The organism is Tsukamurella sp. PLM1 (assembly GCF_023168325.1).
In the GTDB taxonomy this organism is placed as follows: Bacteria; Actinomycetota; Actinomycetes; order Mycobacteriales; family Mycobacteriaceae; genus Tsukamurella.
Genome location: NZ_AP025688.1, coordinates 1196606 through 1212770 on the forward strand (window position 1 = coordinate 1196606; position 16165 = coordinate 1212770).

Genomic DNA, 16165 nt, shown 5'->3' on the forward strand with positions numbered 1-16165 from the left:
AAGGAACTCCGTCATGGCCATGGACCTCGACAACATGCTCACGATGATCAAGGACCGGCAGTGGGCCCTTGCCGACATCGATTGGGAGGCACCCGGTGCCGAGCTCATCGACCCGGATCTGCACGCCAAGCTCAAGCCCTTCTTATCCGATCTGATGTGGATCGAGAACGTGGGCGCCCGCGGCTTCGCAGCCATGGCGCGCAAGGCCCCGACCCCGACCCTCAAGAGCATCTACGAGCACTTCCACGCGGAGGAGCAGAAGCACGCCAACGCCGAGCTCGCGCTCATGCGCCGTTGGGGCATGCTCGACGACGACGAGATCCCGTCCCCGAACGTCAACGTGCAGCTCGTGATCAACTGGCTCGACCAGTACTCCGACGGCATGTCGCTCTCCTTCCTCGGCACCGTCATCCCGATGCTCGAGGTCGCCCTCGACGGCGCCCTGATCAAGTTCATCACCGACGAGGTGAAGGACCCCATCGCCCAGGAGGTGTTCAAGCGGATCAACGCCGATGAGTCCCGCCACCTCGCGGTGGACTTCGAGGTCATGGACATGCTCGGCCACGCCGACCTGCGCAAGCGCTCCATCGACTTCGTCGGCGGCTGGATCAAGCCCTCGCTGCTCATCGGCTTCCTCAGCTACGTGCCGCTGCTGAACAAGATGCGCGACAACATCGTCGAGATGGGCGTCGACGAGGAGCGGCTGTACGGGGCGATGAAGCGCTACCGCGCCGCCGGCGACCGCAGCGAGTACATCAAGCGGCTCCCGATGTTCCGCGTCGTCGCGTGGCACGGTAGCCGCGTCATCGATCGTGGCAACAGGCTCTACCACGTACCCGCGGACACGCTGGTGAAGGCGACCTCCCTCATCCCGTTCCCCCTGGTGCACCGCACGCCCACCTGGTCGCAGGAACTGACCTACGAGCCCACCGCCTGACGAGGACATCACAGCCATGACCCACTCCGTAGCCGTCATCGGGGCCGGCTTCGCCGGTATCGGCGCCGCCATTCGCCTCCAGGACAAGGGGATCGACGACTTCGTCGTCTTCGAGCGCGACACCCGGGTGGGTGGCACCTGGCGCGACAACACCTACCCCGGTGCCGCCTGCGACATCCCGTCGCGCCTGTACTCCTACAGCTTCGCCCCGAACCCCGATTGGTCCCACACCTATTCGGGCAGTGCCGAGATCCTCTCCTACATCGACGGCATGGTCGAATCGTCGGGGATCGCGCCGCACATCCGCTTCGAGCACACCGTGACCGGCGTGGTCTACGACGCCGACGCGGGGGAGTGGACGATCTCCTTCGAAGGCCGCGATCCCGAGCGGGCGCGCGCCGTAATCATTGCCTCGGGGCCTCTCGCGAACTGCTCGTTCCCCGCGATCCGTGGCATTGAGGACTACGAGGGCCATAAGATCCACAGCGCCCGGTGGGACCACGATTACGACTTCACCGGAAAGAAGGTGGCTGTCGTCGGCACCGGTGCCAGCGGCGTCCAGATCGTGCCCGAGCTGGTCAAGCAGGCAGCTTCCGTCAAGGTCTTCCAGCGCACGCCCGGCTGGGTACTGCCCCGGATCAACACCGAGACGGGCGAGTTCACCAAGTCGATCTACCGGAGGATCCCCGGTGCGCAGCAGCTGGCGCGCGCCCTCTGGTTCTGGGGCCACGAATCGGTGGCACTCGGCGTCGTCTGGAACACTCCGCTCACGCGAGTCGTCGAGGCCGTCAGCAAGCTGCACCTGCGCCTTCAGGTCCGGGATCCGTGGCTGCGCCGCCAACTCACCCCCGACTTCGCGGCCGGCTGCAAGCGGCTGCTGATGACCAGCGACTACTACCCGGCACTGCAGCGCGAGAACTGCAAGCTCGTCACGTGGCCCATTGCGCGCATCGCACCGCAGGGGATCCGCACCGTCGAGGAGTGGAGCACCGGTTCGACTGCATCGTCTTCGCCACCGGCTTCGACGTGTCCAAGACCGGCTCGCCGGTCCCCGTCACAGGGCTCGACGGCCGGGTCCTCGCCGACGAGTGGAGCGGTGGCGCGTACGCCTACCGCAGCGTGGCCGTTTCCGGCTACCCCAACCTGTACGTCACCTTCGGCCCCAACTCCGGGCCGGGCCACAGTTCCGCGCTCGTGTACATGGAGGCGCAGATCGACTACATCACCGACGCGATTGCCCAGCTGCTGCGCAACGGCTGGAAGGCACTCGACGTGCGCGCCGACGTCCAGGAGGAGTACAACCGCGACATCCAGCGGAGGCTCACCGCGACCACGTGGAACTCGGGCTGCAGCAGTTGGTACCTCACCGACGACGGTTTCAACGCCACCATGTACCCCGGCTTCGCCTCGCAGTACGTGAGTCAATTGCGTACCGTCGACCTGCGGGACTACCGCATCCTGGTGCACGAGGAGGCCGGCGCGGCGGTGGCGGCCGGATAGCATGCGGGCATGACCGAGTACCGGATCGACGACCTGGCACGGGTGTCGGGCACGACGACCCGTAACATCCGGGGCTACCAGGAGCGCGGGCTGCTGCCCAAGCCGCTGCGCCGGGGGCGGGTCGCGATCTACACCGAGAAGCACCTGCGGAACCTGCTGGCGATCAACAAGCTGCTCAGCAAGGGATTCACGTTGGGACACATCGCCACCTTTCTCACCAACCCCGGAGCCCGGATCGGCGATGCGCTCGACCTCGACGAGATCCTCGATGAGCCGTGGGCGTCGTCGCATCGCCCCGTGCTGGACCGAGAGGAGCTCGACGCACGGCTCGGTCCGCTCGACGATGCCGCGCTCGCGTCGCTCCTCGAGGCTGGCGTCCTCACGGAGACCGCGGAGCCAGGGCGGTACGAGGCCGCCGACCGGCGCATCATCGGGAACCTGTCGCGGCTCGTGGCCAAGGGCATGGATCTCGCGGTGATCGTGGACGTGCACCGGAGGTTCGTCGCCACGGTGAACGAGGCCGCCGAGATCCTCATGACCGCCGCGCGCCAGGAGGTCGACCGTCGGCGGGGCCCCGGCTGGGTGCCCTCGTCCGACGAGGACGTGGCATGGGCGGTGGACCTGCTCGGCGCGATGCGCCGCGCCGGCACCGAGAACGCGCACGCGGCACTCGACAGAGCGCTCGACGCCGCTCTCGACAGGGAGCTGCGGTCGCACATGGACGCCGCAGCCGATCGGCGCCCCACGTCCGCGGGGGCGATCCGAGCCGGTGAGCTCCAGCCGGCCGGATCAGGGTCTCGAGATGAAATCGTGCAGGGCGCGGGCCGCGGGCGCGAGCGTCGCCGTCGCCCGGGCGAGCGCCACGGCGCGGTGGTGCCGCCCGGCCAGCGGCACCGTCGCCATGCCTGACGGTGCGCGGTCGTCGCGGGGAGGAGCGCGACGCCGAGCCCGCGGGCCACGAGCTCTGCGATCGTGCCGAACTCGTTCACCTCGAAGGCGGTGTCGGCGGTGAATCCGGCCTCGGCGCACCACTGCTCGGTCATCCGGCGCAGGTGGTAGTCGGGCGGGTTCGCGATGAAGGTCTCGCCGGCGAGTTCGGCCAGCGACACCGACTCGCGGGTGGCGAGCGCATGGTCGGAGGGCAGCGCGGCCAGTATCTCCTGGGATCCGATCACGGTGTGGTGCAGGTGTTCCGGCGGCGGGATCACGATGGCGAGGTCGAGGGCGCCGCGTTCGAGCCGCGCGGCCAGCTCGGCGCCGTGCGCCTGCGTGAGCGTCACCGTGATGCCGGGGTGCGCGTGCCGGAACGCCGAGAGCAGGTCGGGGATGCGGCCCGTGCTCATGGTCAGCGGGAAGCCGAACCGGACGGTGCCGTGCTCGCCGTCGTTCTCGCCGACCACCGCGTCGATCGCGAGCCCCAGCTCGCGCAGCGGCTCTCCGATGCGGCGGGCCAGGTCGATCGCGGCCGGGGTGAGGCGCACCGTCCGGCCCGTGCGGATGAGGAGGGGGATCCGCAGGTCGGTCTCGAGGGCGTGGATGCGGCGGCTCATCGAGGACTGGGGAACTCCCAGCGCCTCGGCGGCGCGGGTCATGTGCCCGTCGTGCGCGGCGAGCTCGGCGAGTGCCTGGAGCTGCGGTGCGAGCAGCCCGAGCCAATGTTCCATTATCGGATCATATCGAAGCAATACTTCATTGGACGGATGAGTAGGGCGGCGTCGATGCTGGATGTCGAACCCACCCGAGGAGGATCCGATGGTCACCCACTCCACCCGCGGCTTCGACGCCGATGTCGTGCTGATCGGCGGCGGCATCATGTCCGCCACGCTGGGCGTGATGCTCGCCGAGCGCCGGCCGGACTGGCGCATCCTGATGCTCGAGCGCACCGACGGGCTCGCCGCCGAGAGCAGCGGCCCCTGGAACAACGCGGGCACCGGTCACACCGGCTTCTGCGAGCTCAACTACATGCCGGACCCCGCCGATGCGACGAAGCCGCAGTCGATGCTCGCGCAGTTCGACCGGACCCGCGCCTGGTGGGGAGGGCTGGTGGCGGCGGGCCGCCTCGACGGCGACTTCCTGCACAGCACGCCGCACCTCGACGTGGTGTTCGGCGACCGCGACATGACCTACCTGCGGCGCCGCTTCGAGACTCTGTCCGCGCTCCGGGGGTTCGAGGACATGGAGTACACCGAGAACCCGGAGACGATTCGCGAGTGGGCGCCGCTGGTCATGGACGGCCGCGGGCCCGAGTCCATGTGGGGCCGCATGGCGGCAACCCGGCACCCGGGCGGCACCGACGTCGACTTCGGCGCGCTCACCCGCGGCCTGACGGACCTGCTGGTTGCCGACGGCGGCGAGGTGCGGTTCGAGCACGAGGTCACGCGCCTGCGGCGCACCTTCGCGGGCTGGACGGTCCGCGGCCGCAATCGGCAGGGCCGCTTCGAGATCCGCGCACGGCGCGTTTTCGTCGGTGCGGGCGGGATGGCGCTGCGGCTGCTGCAGAGCGCCGGGATCCCGGAGGTCCGCGGGTACGCCGTGCTCCCGGTCGGCGCGGCGTTCCTGCGCTGCTCCGATCCCGAGGTGGCGCGCAGCCTCGATGGAAAGGTGTACGGGCAGGCCGCGATCGGGGCGCCGCCCATGTCGGTGCCGCATCTGGACCGCCGCTACGTCGACGGTGCCGACCACCTCATGTTCGGCCCGTACGCCACGTTCAGCACCAAGCTGCTCAAGCGCGGCAGCCTGCTGGACTTCTTCACCACCCTGCGGCCGCGCAACCTGCCCGTGATCGCGGCGGCGATGGCGCAGAACCTGTCGCTCGTGAAGTACCTGATCGCCGAGCTCGCCGCCGGGAAACGGAAGAAGTTCGCGCAGCTGCAGCGCTTCTACCCCGACGCCGATCCGGGGCAGTGGCAGCTGATCGCGGCCGGTCAGCGCGCCCAGCTCGTGACCCCCGACCCGCGGCGGATCGGCGTGCTCCAACAGGGCACCGAACTGGTCACCGGCGCCGATGGGACGATCGCCGGCCTCCTCGGCGCCTCGCCCGGTGCGTCGACCGCGGTCCCGATCATGCAGGACCTCCTGCGGCGCTGGGGACTCGACGAACCGATGCAGGCGCAAGCAAACTCGGAGAAGCTGCCCGTCGCGCGCTGACGTGTGCTTTCCTCCACTCGGGCGATACGCCCGAATCCGGTTAGGTGCCTAAGGAGGCCCGCTATGAATCGCTCCCTCGTCATCAGCTCGGCGGTCGTTTTCGCCGCGATCGGACTCACCGCGTGCGGTGGGGGATCGGACAGCGGATCCGACACCGCGTCGGGGAGCACCGACGCGAAGACCGTCGTGAAGGTCGACGGCAAAGACCTCACCGGCGTCGATCTCAGCAATGTGGGGTGCGTGAAGCAGGGCGACCGCTTCGCGATCGGCGCCGGCGGTGCGTCCGGCGGCGTCGGAGCCACCCTCAAGGCCGGCGACCCGCCCACCGTGGAGGCCGTGGGCCTCACCGTCGACGGCAGCGCCCTCGCCGTCGGGCCCGGCGTCGGGGAGGCCACCGTCAAGGTCGACGGTGACCGTTACACGATCACCGGCACGGCGCAGGGGGCGAACATCAGCAACCCGATGGCGGGGATCGTCAAGAAGCCGTTCGAGATCGTCGTCACCTGCAAGTAGCGGCGTGTCTCGCTCATTCGGTTCGGTGCCTAGGAGGCTCGTGATGAAACGCTCACTCGTCGTGTTGTCGGTGCTCGCGGTCGGGTCGCTCGGCCTCGCCGCGTGCGGGAACGACTCGGACTCGGTGCGGTCGGGCGCCGACGCCGTCGTGAAGGTGGACGGCAAGGACGTGGCAGGCCTCGACCTGTCCACGATCACCTGCGTCCGGCAGGGGGAGAACTTCGTGATCGGCACGGGTGGCGCGAACGGCGCCGTCGCGGTCACGATGACGACCCACAACCCGCCGGTCCTCCAGAACGTGGGCATCACCGCCGAGGGCACAACGCTCGCGGTCGGCGGCGGGGTCGGCGAGGCGACCGTGCGCGTGGCGGGGACCCGCTACACGATCACGGGAACGGCGCAGGGAGCCAGCATGTCGAATCCCGGGGCCGGGGTCGTCCGGAAGCCGTTCGAGATCGCCGTCACCTGCCGGTAGGCGCGCAGTGGCCGGTGTGGCCGAACTGTTCGTTCTGCTATTGCGATCGCGTTCGAACGCGCGTAGCATTGTGTTATGAACCAATCGAACGCGTGGACGATTCTGCCGGAGGTGTTGCTGCCCCCGAGGTTCGTCGACGGAGCGTTCGGGTCGGCGCAGCTCGGCGGGATACTCGATGCACAGCGAGCGGCGGAGAACGTGGCGTTCTGCCGCACGATGGTCGCGGTGTACGCACTGTTCCGTGACCGTTACGGCGAGCGCGAATCGGCGTTCCTGTCCTCGGAGATCGACAGCGGCACACTGTTCTACGCCCAACGGCGGGAACTGTCGCTGGCGTACGAGTCGGTGAAGGCGGAACTGTCGGTCGCGTTACGGATCGGCCCGATGGCCACGGAGACCGTGATCGACCAAGCGGTGGGGTTCATCGAGCGCATGCCACGGATCTTCGCGTTGATCGGCGCGAACGTGATCTCCCCACGGTCCGGGCAGGAGGCGCTGAGCCGTGGCCGGGTGCTCGCCACCGCGCAGGCCCTGGAGTACGACGAGGTGCTGGCCGAGTTCCTCGAGCGGGACGCACTGCAGGTGACGGCGCTGCCCGCCCTCCGTGAGGCGGCCGATCGGATCGTTCATGAGATCGATCCGGCGGCGGCGGAGCGGCGTCGCAAGCAGGCCGAGGAGGATCGACGGTTCACCATCCGCCCCGCGGATGATGGAATGGCGGCCGCGTTCGCGCTGCTCACCGCCCACGAGGGACGGGAAGTCTCCGTGCTGGTCGACGAGGTGGCCCAGTCCGTGTGCGAGGCGGACCCACGGACGGTGGCGCAGCGCCAGGCGGACGCGTGGGTGATGCGGCTGCGGGGCTTCGTCACGTTGGGCTGCCGGTGCGAGAACGCGCAGTGCCCGCTGCGGGTACCCAGGCACTTCGCGGACGGCGGCGAGGAGGCCGACGGCGCGCGGGTGATCGTCAAGTACCGCACCCTGATCCAGGTGGTGATCAACGAGCGGACGTTGTCCGATCCCGATAATGCCGAGGCGGCGTACCTGGTCGGGCACGGGCCGATCACCGCGCAGCATGCGCGTGACCTCGCAGCGCGCGAGGACGCCGTGATCCGCCCGTTCGGGCACGAATTCGAGCAGGAAACGTACCCGGACGTCCCCGCGAACGCCACGCCCGCAGAAGCCGCGCCCGCGGATGCTGCGGACGTGCCGTCCGCCGAGATCGTCGATGCGCAGGGGGATCCCGAGGCTTCGTCTTCCGACGGTGCTGGGGCTGGCGGTGCTGACTCGGGCGCTGCGGATGCCGAACCGGAAGCGATGGCGCCGTTCGGGCTCGGGTCCGGTGCGTCGTGGGCGTTCGTCGACGTGGTGCGGACGCCGTGGACCGTGCGGCTCGCGGCACGGTGCCGGCGTGCTGCGGCGGCCGGCGATCCTGCGCCGAAGCCCGCGTCGGCTGAGCCTGAGCGACTCGCTCCTGCGCCACCTGCACCCGCGCCACCTGGCCCTGCGTCACCCGCACCTGCACCCGCGCCGCCCACATCTGCGTCACCTGCACCTGCACCTGCGTCACCTGCACCTGCACCTGCACCTGCGCCGCCTGCATCGGCGCCGCGCGCATCGGCGCCGCCTGCACCTGCGCCACCCGCATCGGCGCCGCCCGCACCCGCGCCGGTGACGCCGAGGGCGTTGGTGATCGCGGCGGGAAGCAGCGGCTACCGCTTCTCTGCGGACCTGACCCGGTACTTCACGTTGTTGTTCCCGCGGTGCGTGTTTCCGCTGTGCACGAGGCCGGCGTCGCGGTGCCAATGGGACCACAAGCGCGAGTTCGATCACCATGAGCCCGCGCGCGGCGGGCTGAGCACGGCCGATAACGGGCAGCCGCTGTGCATCCCGCACCACGCACTCAAGACGGCGGGTCTCTGGACCGACGCCACTCTTCCGGACGGTCGGATCCTGTGGATCGGGCCGGCGGGGCAGCGGGTGATCGTCGACCCGTCGGCCACCGTCCTGGCCCTGTTCCCGGACCTGACGCGGATCCAGTGGACCACCCCGCGCCGGCCGGAGGCGGACGGAAAGAAGCCGAAGAAGCTCAGCGGTCCCACGAAGCTCCAACGCGAGCACGCTCGCAGGCAGCGGCTACGGCAGGCGCACCTCGACGCCGTGCAGGTGGAACGAGATGCACTCACGACGAGCGCCGTCGAGCATCGCTTGGCCGCCGTGCTCGCCGGCGGTGATCCCGGCCGGATCGGGCCACCGCCGGGCGCTCCTCCGCCCTACTGATCCCGCCCTACTGATCCCGCCCTACTGATCCCCGCCCGGCCGCGCTGCTGCCCGACGGCGCGGCTACCCGACGGTGCCGCAACCCGACGGTGCCGCTGCCCGACGGCGCCGCTACCCGACGGCGCCGCTACCCGGCGGCGCGGGCCAGGGCTACCGCGTCGGCGGGGCTCCCGCGCCACGGTTCGCCGTGGCCGGGGGCCAGCTGGTCGGCGTCGGCTCCCGCGATCGCGTCGAGGGTCGTGGCGGTCCGCGCGGGATCGTGCGAGAAGAACGCCGGAAGCAGCTGCGGCCCCGTCGAACCCGAGAGCGGGTGGCCCGTGACCAGGGCGTCCCCGGTGGCCACGACGCCGCCGGGGAGCAGGAACGCCGTGTGGCCGGAGGTGTGCCCTGCGCACAGCACCGGCACCGGCGCGCCGGGGACGTCCAGCGGGGCGCCGGGCGCGGCGTCGGGGAAGGGCTGCGCGTACGGCATTGCCACGTGCCCGAGCACCCCGACGCGCGCGACGTCGGCCATCCAGCGCAGGGTGCGCGGCCGCCACGCGATCGGCAGTAGGTCGAGCGGCCCGGCCTGCTCGTGGGCCTCGCCGCGCGCGTGCGCGAGCTCCTTCGGGTGCGCGAGAACCGGTGTGCCGTACCGCTCGTGCAGCTTCGCGGCGCCGCCCACGTGGTCGATGTGGGCGTGCGTCACCAGGATCGCGCGCACGTCCTGCGGGCGCCGGCCGATCGACGCCAGCGCCGCCTCGACCCGATCCGCGTCGCCGGCCCAGCCGGCGTCGATCAGGGTGACGTCGGCACCGTCGACCAGCGCGAGGAAGGTGACGTGCGTCCCGGAACCGAACCAGACCCCGGAAGCGAGCTCGCGCATCACTTCTCGGCGGCCGCCTCGCCGTCGAAGGTGAGCCAGACGGCCGAGTTCGGGCCGAGGACCACCTCGACCGAGGCTTCGCGGCCGTGCCACGACCGCTTCTCGGCGGTCACGCCTCCCATGTTGCCGGCGCCCGTGCCCTCGTACGCCGCGGAGTCGGTGTTGAGGATCTCGCGCCAGGCGCCCGCGAACGGCACGCCCACGCGGTACCGCTCGTGCGTCTGCCCGGAGAAGTTGTACAGGCACAGCACCACGGAACCGTCGCTGCCCCAGCGCAGGAAGCTGAGCACGTTGTTCTGCGAGTCGTTGGCGTCCACCCACTCGTACCCCGACGGGGTGGTGTCCTGGCTCCACAGCGCGGGGTGGGAGCGGTACGCGGCGTTGAGATCCCGCGTCAGCGCCTGGATTCCGGCGTGCAGCTCGCCCTCCCATCCGTCGAGGCTGTCCCAGTCGAGGCTGCGCTCCTCGGACCATTCGCGCACCTGCCCGAACTCCTGGCCCATGAACAGCAGCTGCTTGCCCGGGTGGCCCCACATGTACGCGAGCAGGGCACGGACGCCGGAGGCCTTGGTGTGCGCGTCGCCGGGCATCCGCGTCCACAGCGTGCCCTTGCCGTGCACCACCTCGTCGTGGCTGATCGGGAGGACGAAGTTCTCGCTCCACGCGTACATCAGCGAGAACGTGACCTCGTGGTGGTGGAAGCTGCGGTGCACCTGGTCGCGCCCCAGGTAGCCCAGGGTGTCGTGCATCCAGCCCATGTTCCACTTCATGGTGAAGCCGAGGCCGCCCAGGTTCGTGGGCCGCGTGACGCCGGGCCAACTGGTCGACTCCTCGGCCACCGTGACCACGCCGGGGAACAGCTTGTGCACGGTGGCGTTCATCTCCTGCAGGAACCCCACCGCCTCGAGGTTCTCCCTGCCGCCGTACACGTTCGGGGTCCACCCGCCCTCGGGGCGGGAGTAGTCGAGGTACAGCATCGAGGCGACCGCGTCGACCCGGAGCCCGTCGATGTGGAACTCGTCGAACCAGTACAGCGCGTTGGCCACCAGGAAGTTGCGCACCTCGCGGCGCCCGAAGTCGAAGACGTAGGTGCCCCAGTCCAATTGCTCGCCGCGCTGCGGGTCGCCGTGCTCGTAGAGCGGCTTACCGTCGAACCGGGCCAGCGCCCACGCGTCCTTCGGGAAGTGCGCGGGGACCCAGTCCACGATGACGCCGATGCCGCGGGCGTGCAGCACGTCGACGAACTCGCGGAACTCGTCCGGCGTCCCGAACCGCGAAGTGGGGGCGAAGTACGAGGTCACCTGGTAACCCCATGACCCGCCGAACGGATGCTCGGCCACGGGCAGCAGCTCGACGTGTGTGAAGCCGGTGTCGGTCACGTAGTCGGCCAGCTCGTGCGCGAGGTCGAGGTAGCTCAGGCCCTGCCGCCACGAGCCGAGGTGCACCTCGTACGTGCTCATCGGACGATCGGTGGGGATCTGCTTGGCGCGCTCGGCGATCCACTTCTCATCACGCCAGACATGGTGGCTCGCGGTGACGATCGACGCGGTCGCGGGCGGCACCTCGGTGCGCCGTGCCATCGGGTCGGCCTTCTCGACGGGCCCGCCGTCGGTGAAGATCCGGAACTTGTAGGCGGCACCGTCGCCCACACCCGGCACGAACACCTCCCAGACCCCCGAGGAGCCGAGCGTGCGCATGGGGTACGACTCGCCCGACCAGTACTCGAAGTCGCCGATCACGGTGACGCCGCGGGCGTTCGGAGCCCAGACCGCGAACGAGGTGCCGGTGACGGTGCCGTCGGGGGTGTCGTAGCTGCGCAAGTGGGCGCCGAGGACGTCCCACAGCCGCTCGTGCCGGCCCTCGGCGATGAGGTGCTGGTCCAGCTCCCCGATGGTGGGCAGGAAGCGGTACCCGTCCGCGACGATGGCGCTGCCCGCCGGGTACAGCACCTCGTACCGGTAGTCCGCGAGATCGCTGATCGGAACCTCGGTGCCCCACAACGGGCCCTGGATGCGGGCCATCGGGTAGTGCTCGCCGCCGATCACCGCCGACACGGCGGTCGCGCCGGGCTTGAGGGTGCGCAGCACCGTGCCGCGGGGTGTGGGGTGCGCGCCGAGGACGGCGTGCGGGTCGTGATAGCTGCCCGCCAGCAGCCGCGCCACGGTTTCGGGGTCGACTGCCGCCGCTGCGGTTTCGGTGTTCTCGCTCATCGGGTGGGGCCTTCCTCGCCGGGTCTGCAGGTTCGACGATGCGCTACGGCTCGCGATACGACAGTTCCCGGCGCGCGTGCGGGTTCAGTTGCGGCAGAACGAGGATGTGGGCCACGTTCCGCCACGGCTCGAGGCGGACGAAATTCGCCTGACCCCAGTGGTAGACCTCCCCGGACACCTCGTCGCGCACCGGGAAGCGCTCGTGCCAGTCCATGCCCAGGGCGGGCAGGTCGAGCCACACGGTGCCCGCCTCCGCGCCGAACGGATTGAGGTTCACCACCACCAGCACCAGGTCGCCCGTCGTGCTGTCGTGCTTGCTGTAGGCGATCAGCGCGTCGTTGTCGACGGCGTGGAAGTGCAGGTTCCGCAGTTGCTGCAGCGCGGGGTGGCGGCGGCGGATGCCGTTGAGGTGGGTGATCCACGGCTCCAGCGATTCCCCGCGGCTCTGGGCGGCCTTGTAGTCGCGCGGGCGCAGCTCATACTTCTCGGAGTCCAGGTACTCCTCGCTGCCCTCGCGTACCGGGACGTGTTCGTAGAGCTCGTACCCGGAGTACATGCCCCAGCTGGGCGAGAGCGTCCCGGCCAGCGTGGCGCGGATCGCGAACATGCCGGGCCCGCCGCGCTGCAGGCTCTCGTGCAGGATGTCGGGCGTGTTCACCCACAGATTGGGGCGGCACACGTCCGTCTCGGCCGCGTGCTCGCGCGCGAACTCTTCGAGCTCCCACTTGGCGGTGCGCCAGGTGAAGTACGTGTAGCTCTGCGTGAACCCGGCCTTGGCGAGCCCGTACATGCGCGCCGGGCGGGTGAACGCCTCGGCCAGGAACAGGACGTTCGGGTTGACCTTCTTGACCTCGGCGATCATCCAGTACCAGAAGTCCGGCGGCTTGGTGTGCGGGTTGTCCACCCGGAAGATCTCGATGCCTCGCTGCACCCAGAACAGCGTGACCCGCAACAGTTCCCGGTAGATGCCCACCCGGTCGTCATCGAAGTTGATCGGGTAGATGTCCTGGTACTTCTTCGGCGGATTCTCCGCGTAGGCGATGGTGCCGTCCGGCAGCACGGTGAACCATTCGGGGTGCTCGGCGGCCCAGGGGTGATCGGGCGCGGCCTGGAACGCCAGGTCCAGCGCCACCTCCATCCCCAGGTCACGGGCGCGCTGGGTGAAGTAGTCGAAGTCCTCCAGCGTGCCGAGCGCGGGGTCCACCGCGTCGTGCCCGCCGGCGGCGGATCCGATGGCCCACGGCGAACCCACGTCGTCCGGTCCCGGCGTGAGGGTGTTGTTGCGGCCCTTGCGGTTCACGGTGCCGACGGGGTGGATCGGCGGCAGGTAGACGACGTCGAAGCCCATCTCCGCCACGCGCGGCAGGTCCTCCGCGGCGGTGTGGAAGGTGCCGTGCACGGGGCGGCCCTCGTGGTCCCAGCCGCCCGTGGAGCGGGGGAACAGCTCGTACCACGAACCGAACAGCGCGCGGGTGCGGTCCACCCACACCCGGTACGTCCGGGACTTGGTCACGAGGTCGCGCACCGGGTACTGCTGCAGCAGCCGGGTGATGTCGGGATGCAGTGCGGCGCCGGTCCGTTCGACCAGGCTGCGGTCGCCGTCGCGCAGCGCCGAGGCGGCGGCGAGGACGGCCGCACGGTCACCGTCGGGCACGCCGGGCGCGGCGCGGTCGAGCAGGCGCGCCCCGAGCTCGAGGTCGTTCGCGAGCTCCGCCGGGCCCTGGCCGGCGGCGAGCTTCTTCTGCACGGCACTGCGCCAGGTGGTCGCCGGGTCCGACCAGCCCTCGATGCGCAGCGACCAGTATCCGGTGAGGTCCGGCCGGAACAGCGCGTGGAAGCGATCCGGTTCCTGCGCGGGGGACATGCGGATGTACGTGGTCGCGCCGTCGGGGGCGGTGACCACCACCGACGCGGCGACCGCGTCGTGGCCCTCGCGCCACACCGTGGCGGAGACCGGGACGACCTCGCCGACGACGGCCTTGCTGGGGTATTGACCGCACGACACCACAGGTTCGATGTCGTCGATGCCGATGCGCCCTGTCACCGGGACAACGGTAGTCGACGCGGCCGGTTTACGGGCGGGTACTCCGGGCTCGCGGGGAGACCGACGCGAGGCGGTCCGCGGGTGCTTCCGGTCGTGCCCGGACGCGTCCGGAACGCGGGGTCAGGACTGCGCGAGGCGCCGCAGCGCGGCGACCGCGGTGTCCCGGTTCGCGGTCTCCCAGAACGGGGGAGCGAGGCCCGCAGGAAGCCGCCGTAGCGGGCCGTCGCGAGTCGCGAGTCGAGTACCGCGACCACGCCCTTGTCGTCGGTGGAACGCAGGAGCCGGCCCACGCCCTGCGCCAGCAGCAGGGCGGCGTGGGTGGCCGCGACCGCCATGAAGCCGTTGCCACCACGCGATTCGACGGCGCGCTGCCGGGCGGTCAGGAGCGGATCGTCGGGCCGCGGGAACGGGATCCGGTCGATCAGTACGAGCGAGAGCGACGGCCCCGGCACGTCCACGCCCTGCCACAGACTCAGGGTGCCGAACAGAGAGGTCGACGGGTCGGCGGCGAAGTCCCGCACCAATTGCCCGGTGTTGCCCTCGCCCTGGCACAGGATCGGGGTGTCGATCCGCTCGCGCAGCGCCTCGGCGGCGGCCTTCGCGGCGCGCATCGAGCTGAACAGTCCCAGCGTGCGTCCACCGGCGGCTTCGATCAGCGTCTGGATCTCGTCGAACAGGGCCGGGCTGGTGCCGTCGCGTCCGGGCGGCGGCAGCTTGGTCGCCACGTACAGGATCCCGGACCGGGCGTAGTCGAAGGGCGAGCCCACGTCGATGTGGCTCCACTCCAGTTTCGCATCGGGCTTCTTCCCGGTCGCGAGCGCCGGGTCCCGGTCGGGTTCGGCCGACGGTGCGCCGTCCGAGCGGGGCAGGCCCCACGAGCCGGCGACCGTGTCGAAAGCGCCGCCGACGGCCAGGGTCGCGGAGGTCAGGATCACCGTCGACTCGCCGAACAGCCGGGTGCGCAGCAGGCCGCCCACCGACAGCGGCGCGACGTACAGCGTGCGGCGGAAGCCGCCGCCCCGGGTCGGCACGTCGGAGGTCCAGACCACGTCCCGGCGCTTGGACTCGTCGGGCTCGTCGAACGCGGTGAGGACGCGGACGGCGGTGTCGTGCACGTCGTCGAGGGCCGTCAGCGCCGCGCTCCGGGCCGCCGCGGCGTCGGAGTCGAGATTGGCGCCGCGCGCGGGCCCGACGGCGGTCCGCACGGCCCACGCGGCGTCGCGGACCGCGGCCAGGGCGGGGCCGGCACCGTCGGGCAGGCCGAGCCAACGGCGCGTGCCGGACGCGTCCAGCAGCGCGGTGAGGCCCTCCGAGGCCGCGACGAGGGAGTCGGCGATCTCCTCCTCGACGAGCTTGCCCGCGCGGCGGGCGGCGGCGGCGACCGTCGCACCAGTGAGCTCGGCGGTCGCGACCGAGGTGACCCGGTCCACCAGCTCGTGTGCCTCGTCGACGATGACGGCGTCGTGGTCCGGAAGGACCTTCACCTCGGTCATCGCGTCGATGGCGAGCAGCGCGTGGTTGGTCACCACGACGTCCACCTGGCCGGTGCGCTTGCGCGCGGCCTCGGCGAAGCAGTCCTGTCCGTACGTGCAGTTGGTGGCGCCGAGGCACTCGCGCGCGCCGACGCTGACCAGGCGCCAGGACTGGTCGGAGACCGCCGGGCTCACCTCGTCCCGGTCACCGGTCTCGGTGTCGCTGCTCCACTCGCGCAGCCGCTTCATCTCGCGGCCGAGCCGCGACGCGGCGAACGGGTCGAAGAGCTCCTCGCTGTCCGGTTCGGAGGCGACCGAGCTGTGCAACTTGTTGAGGCACAGGTAGTTCCCGCGCCCCTTGAGGATGGCGAACTCGGGCTCACGGCCGATGTCGGGCTTCAGGGCCTTGGACAGGCGCGGCAGGTCGCGATCCACGAGCTGCTGCTGCAGCGCAATGGTCGCGGTGCTCACGATCACCGTCTTGCCCGAGGTCACGGCGTGCCGGATGGCGGGCACCAGGTACGCCAGCGACTTGCCGGTGCCGGTGCCGGCCTGGACGGCGAGGTGCTCGCCGGTGTCCAGCGAATGCGCGACCGCGGCCGCCATCCGCACCTGTCCCTCGCGCTTGCTACCGCCGAGCGCGGAGACCGCGGTGTCCAGCAGTTTCGGCACGATCGGCGGTTCGGTCACCGGAAGAGCCTACCGGGGCGTCGGGGTGACGACGG

9 protein-coding genes and 3 pseudogenes are annotated in these 16165 nt (G+C 70.6%); 7 read left to right on the top strand and 5 right to left on the bottom strand.

Going from position 1 to position 16165, the window contains the following annotated elements; all coding sequences use genetic code 11:
- Nucleotides 1–13: 13 nt before the first annotated feature.
- The 3 genes and pseudogenes from MTP03_RS06350 (at nt 14) to MTP03_RS06360 (ending at nt 3346) form a co-directional block, all read left to right on the top strand.
- The gene (locus MTP03_RS06350) at nt 14–937 is read left to right on the top strand and encodes a ferritin-like domain-containing protein (RefSeq protein ID WP_248491213.1); all 924 of its coding nucleotides are present in this window, start codon (nt 14–16) and stop codon (nt 935–937) included.
- A 16-nt stretch (nt 938–953) separates the two neighbouring features.
- A pseudogene (locus MTP03_RS06355) lies at nt 954–2437 on the top strand (flavin-containing monooxygenase).
- 9 nt (nt 2438–2446) lie between these two features.
- The gene (locus tag MTP03_RS06360; protein ID WP_248491214.1) at nt 2447–3346 is read left to right on the top strand and encodes a MerR family transcriptional regulator; all 900 of its coding nucleotides are present in this window, start codon (nt 2447–2449) and stop codon (nt 3344–3346) included.
- Here the strand turns inward: MTP03_RS06360 and MTP03_RS06365 are convergent.
- Nucleotides 3227–4101 (bottom strand): annotated as a pseudogene (locus MTP03_RS06365) (LysR family transcriptional regulator). The gene MTP03_RS06360 and the pseudogene MTP03_RS06365 sit on opposite strands and share 120 nt — an antisense overlap.
- Nucleotides 4102–4189: 88 nt before the next feature.
- Between MTP03_RS06365 and MTP03_RS06370 the strand changes: the two are divergent.
- The 4 genes from MTP03_RS06370 (at nt 4190) to MTP03_RS06385 (ending at nt 8849) form a co-directional block, all read left to right on the top strand.
- Nucleotides 4190–5584 (top strand): malate:quinone oxidoreductase, encoded by a 1395-nt coding sequence (locus MTP03_RS06370; protein WP_248491215.1) that lies wholly within the window; start codon nt 4190–4192, stop codon nt 5582–5584.
- A gap of 63 nt (nt 5585–5647) precedes the next feature.
- On the top strand, nt 5648–6097 hold the full coding sequence (locus MTP03_RS06375) for a lipoprotein LpqH (RefSeq protein WP_248491216.1): 450 nt from the start codon (nt 5648–5650) through the stop codon (nt 6095–6097).
- A 43-nt stretch (nt 6098–6140) separates the two neighbouring features.
- A complete protein-coding gene (locus tag MTP03_RS06380) occupies nt 6141–6572 on the top strand; it encodes a lipoprotein LpqH (RefSeq protein WP_248491217.1) in 432 nt (143 codons plus the stop codon).
- 75 nt (nt 6573–6647) lie between these two features.
- Nucleotides 6648–8849: an HNH endonuclease signature motif containing protein gene (locus tag MTP03_RS06385; protein WP_248491218.1), complete on the top strand. Its 2202-nt coding sequence runs from the start codon at nt 6648–6650 to the stop codon at nt 8847–8849.
- Between the two features lie 127 nt (nt 8850–8976).
- Here MTP03_RS06385 and MTP03_RS06390 read toward each other — a convergent pair whose 3' ends face one another.
- From MTP03_RS06390 to MTP03_RS06405, 4 genes and pseudogenes are all read right to left on the bottom strand, one after another.
- Nucleotides 8977–9714, bottom strand: a complete 738-nt coding sequence (locus MTP03_RS06390) for an MBL fold metallo-hydrolase (RefSeq protein WP_248491220.1) — start codon at nt 9712–9714, stop codon at nt 8977–8979.
- Complete coding sequence (gene glgB, locus MTP03_RS06395) at nt 9714–11924, bottom strand: 1,4-alpha-glucan branching protein GlgB (RefSeq protein WP_248491222.1); 2211 nt, start codon at nt 11922–11924, stop codon at nt 9714–9716. Before glgB ends, MTP03_RS06390 begins: the two co-directional genes overlap by 1 nt.
- Before the next feature lie 43 nt (nt 11925–11967).
- Nucleotides 11968–13968, bottom strand: coding sequence for an alpha-1,4-glucan--maltose-1-phosphate maltosyltransferase (locus MTP03_RS06400; RefSeq protein WP_248491223.1), 2001 nt, complete (start codon nt 13966–13968; stop codon nt 11968–11970).
- A 120-nt stretch (nt 13969–14088) separates the two neighbouring features.
- Nucleotides 14089–16130: pseudogene (locus MTP03_RS06405) on the bottom strand (ATP-dependent DNA helicase).
- Nucleotides 16131–16165 lie beyond the last annotated feature (35 nt).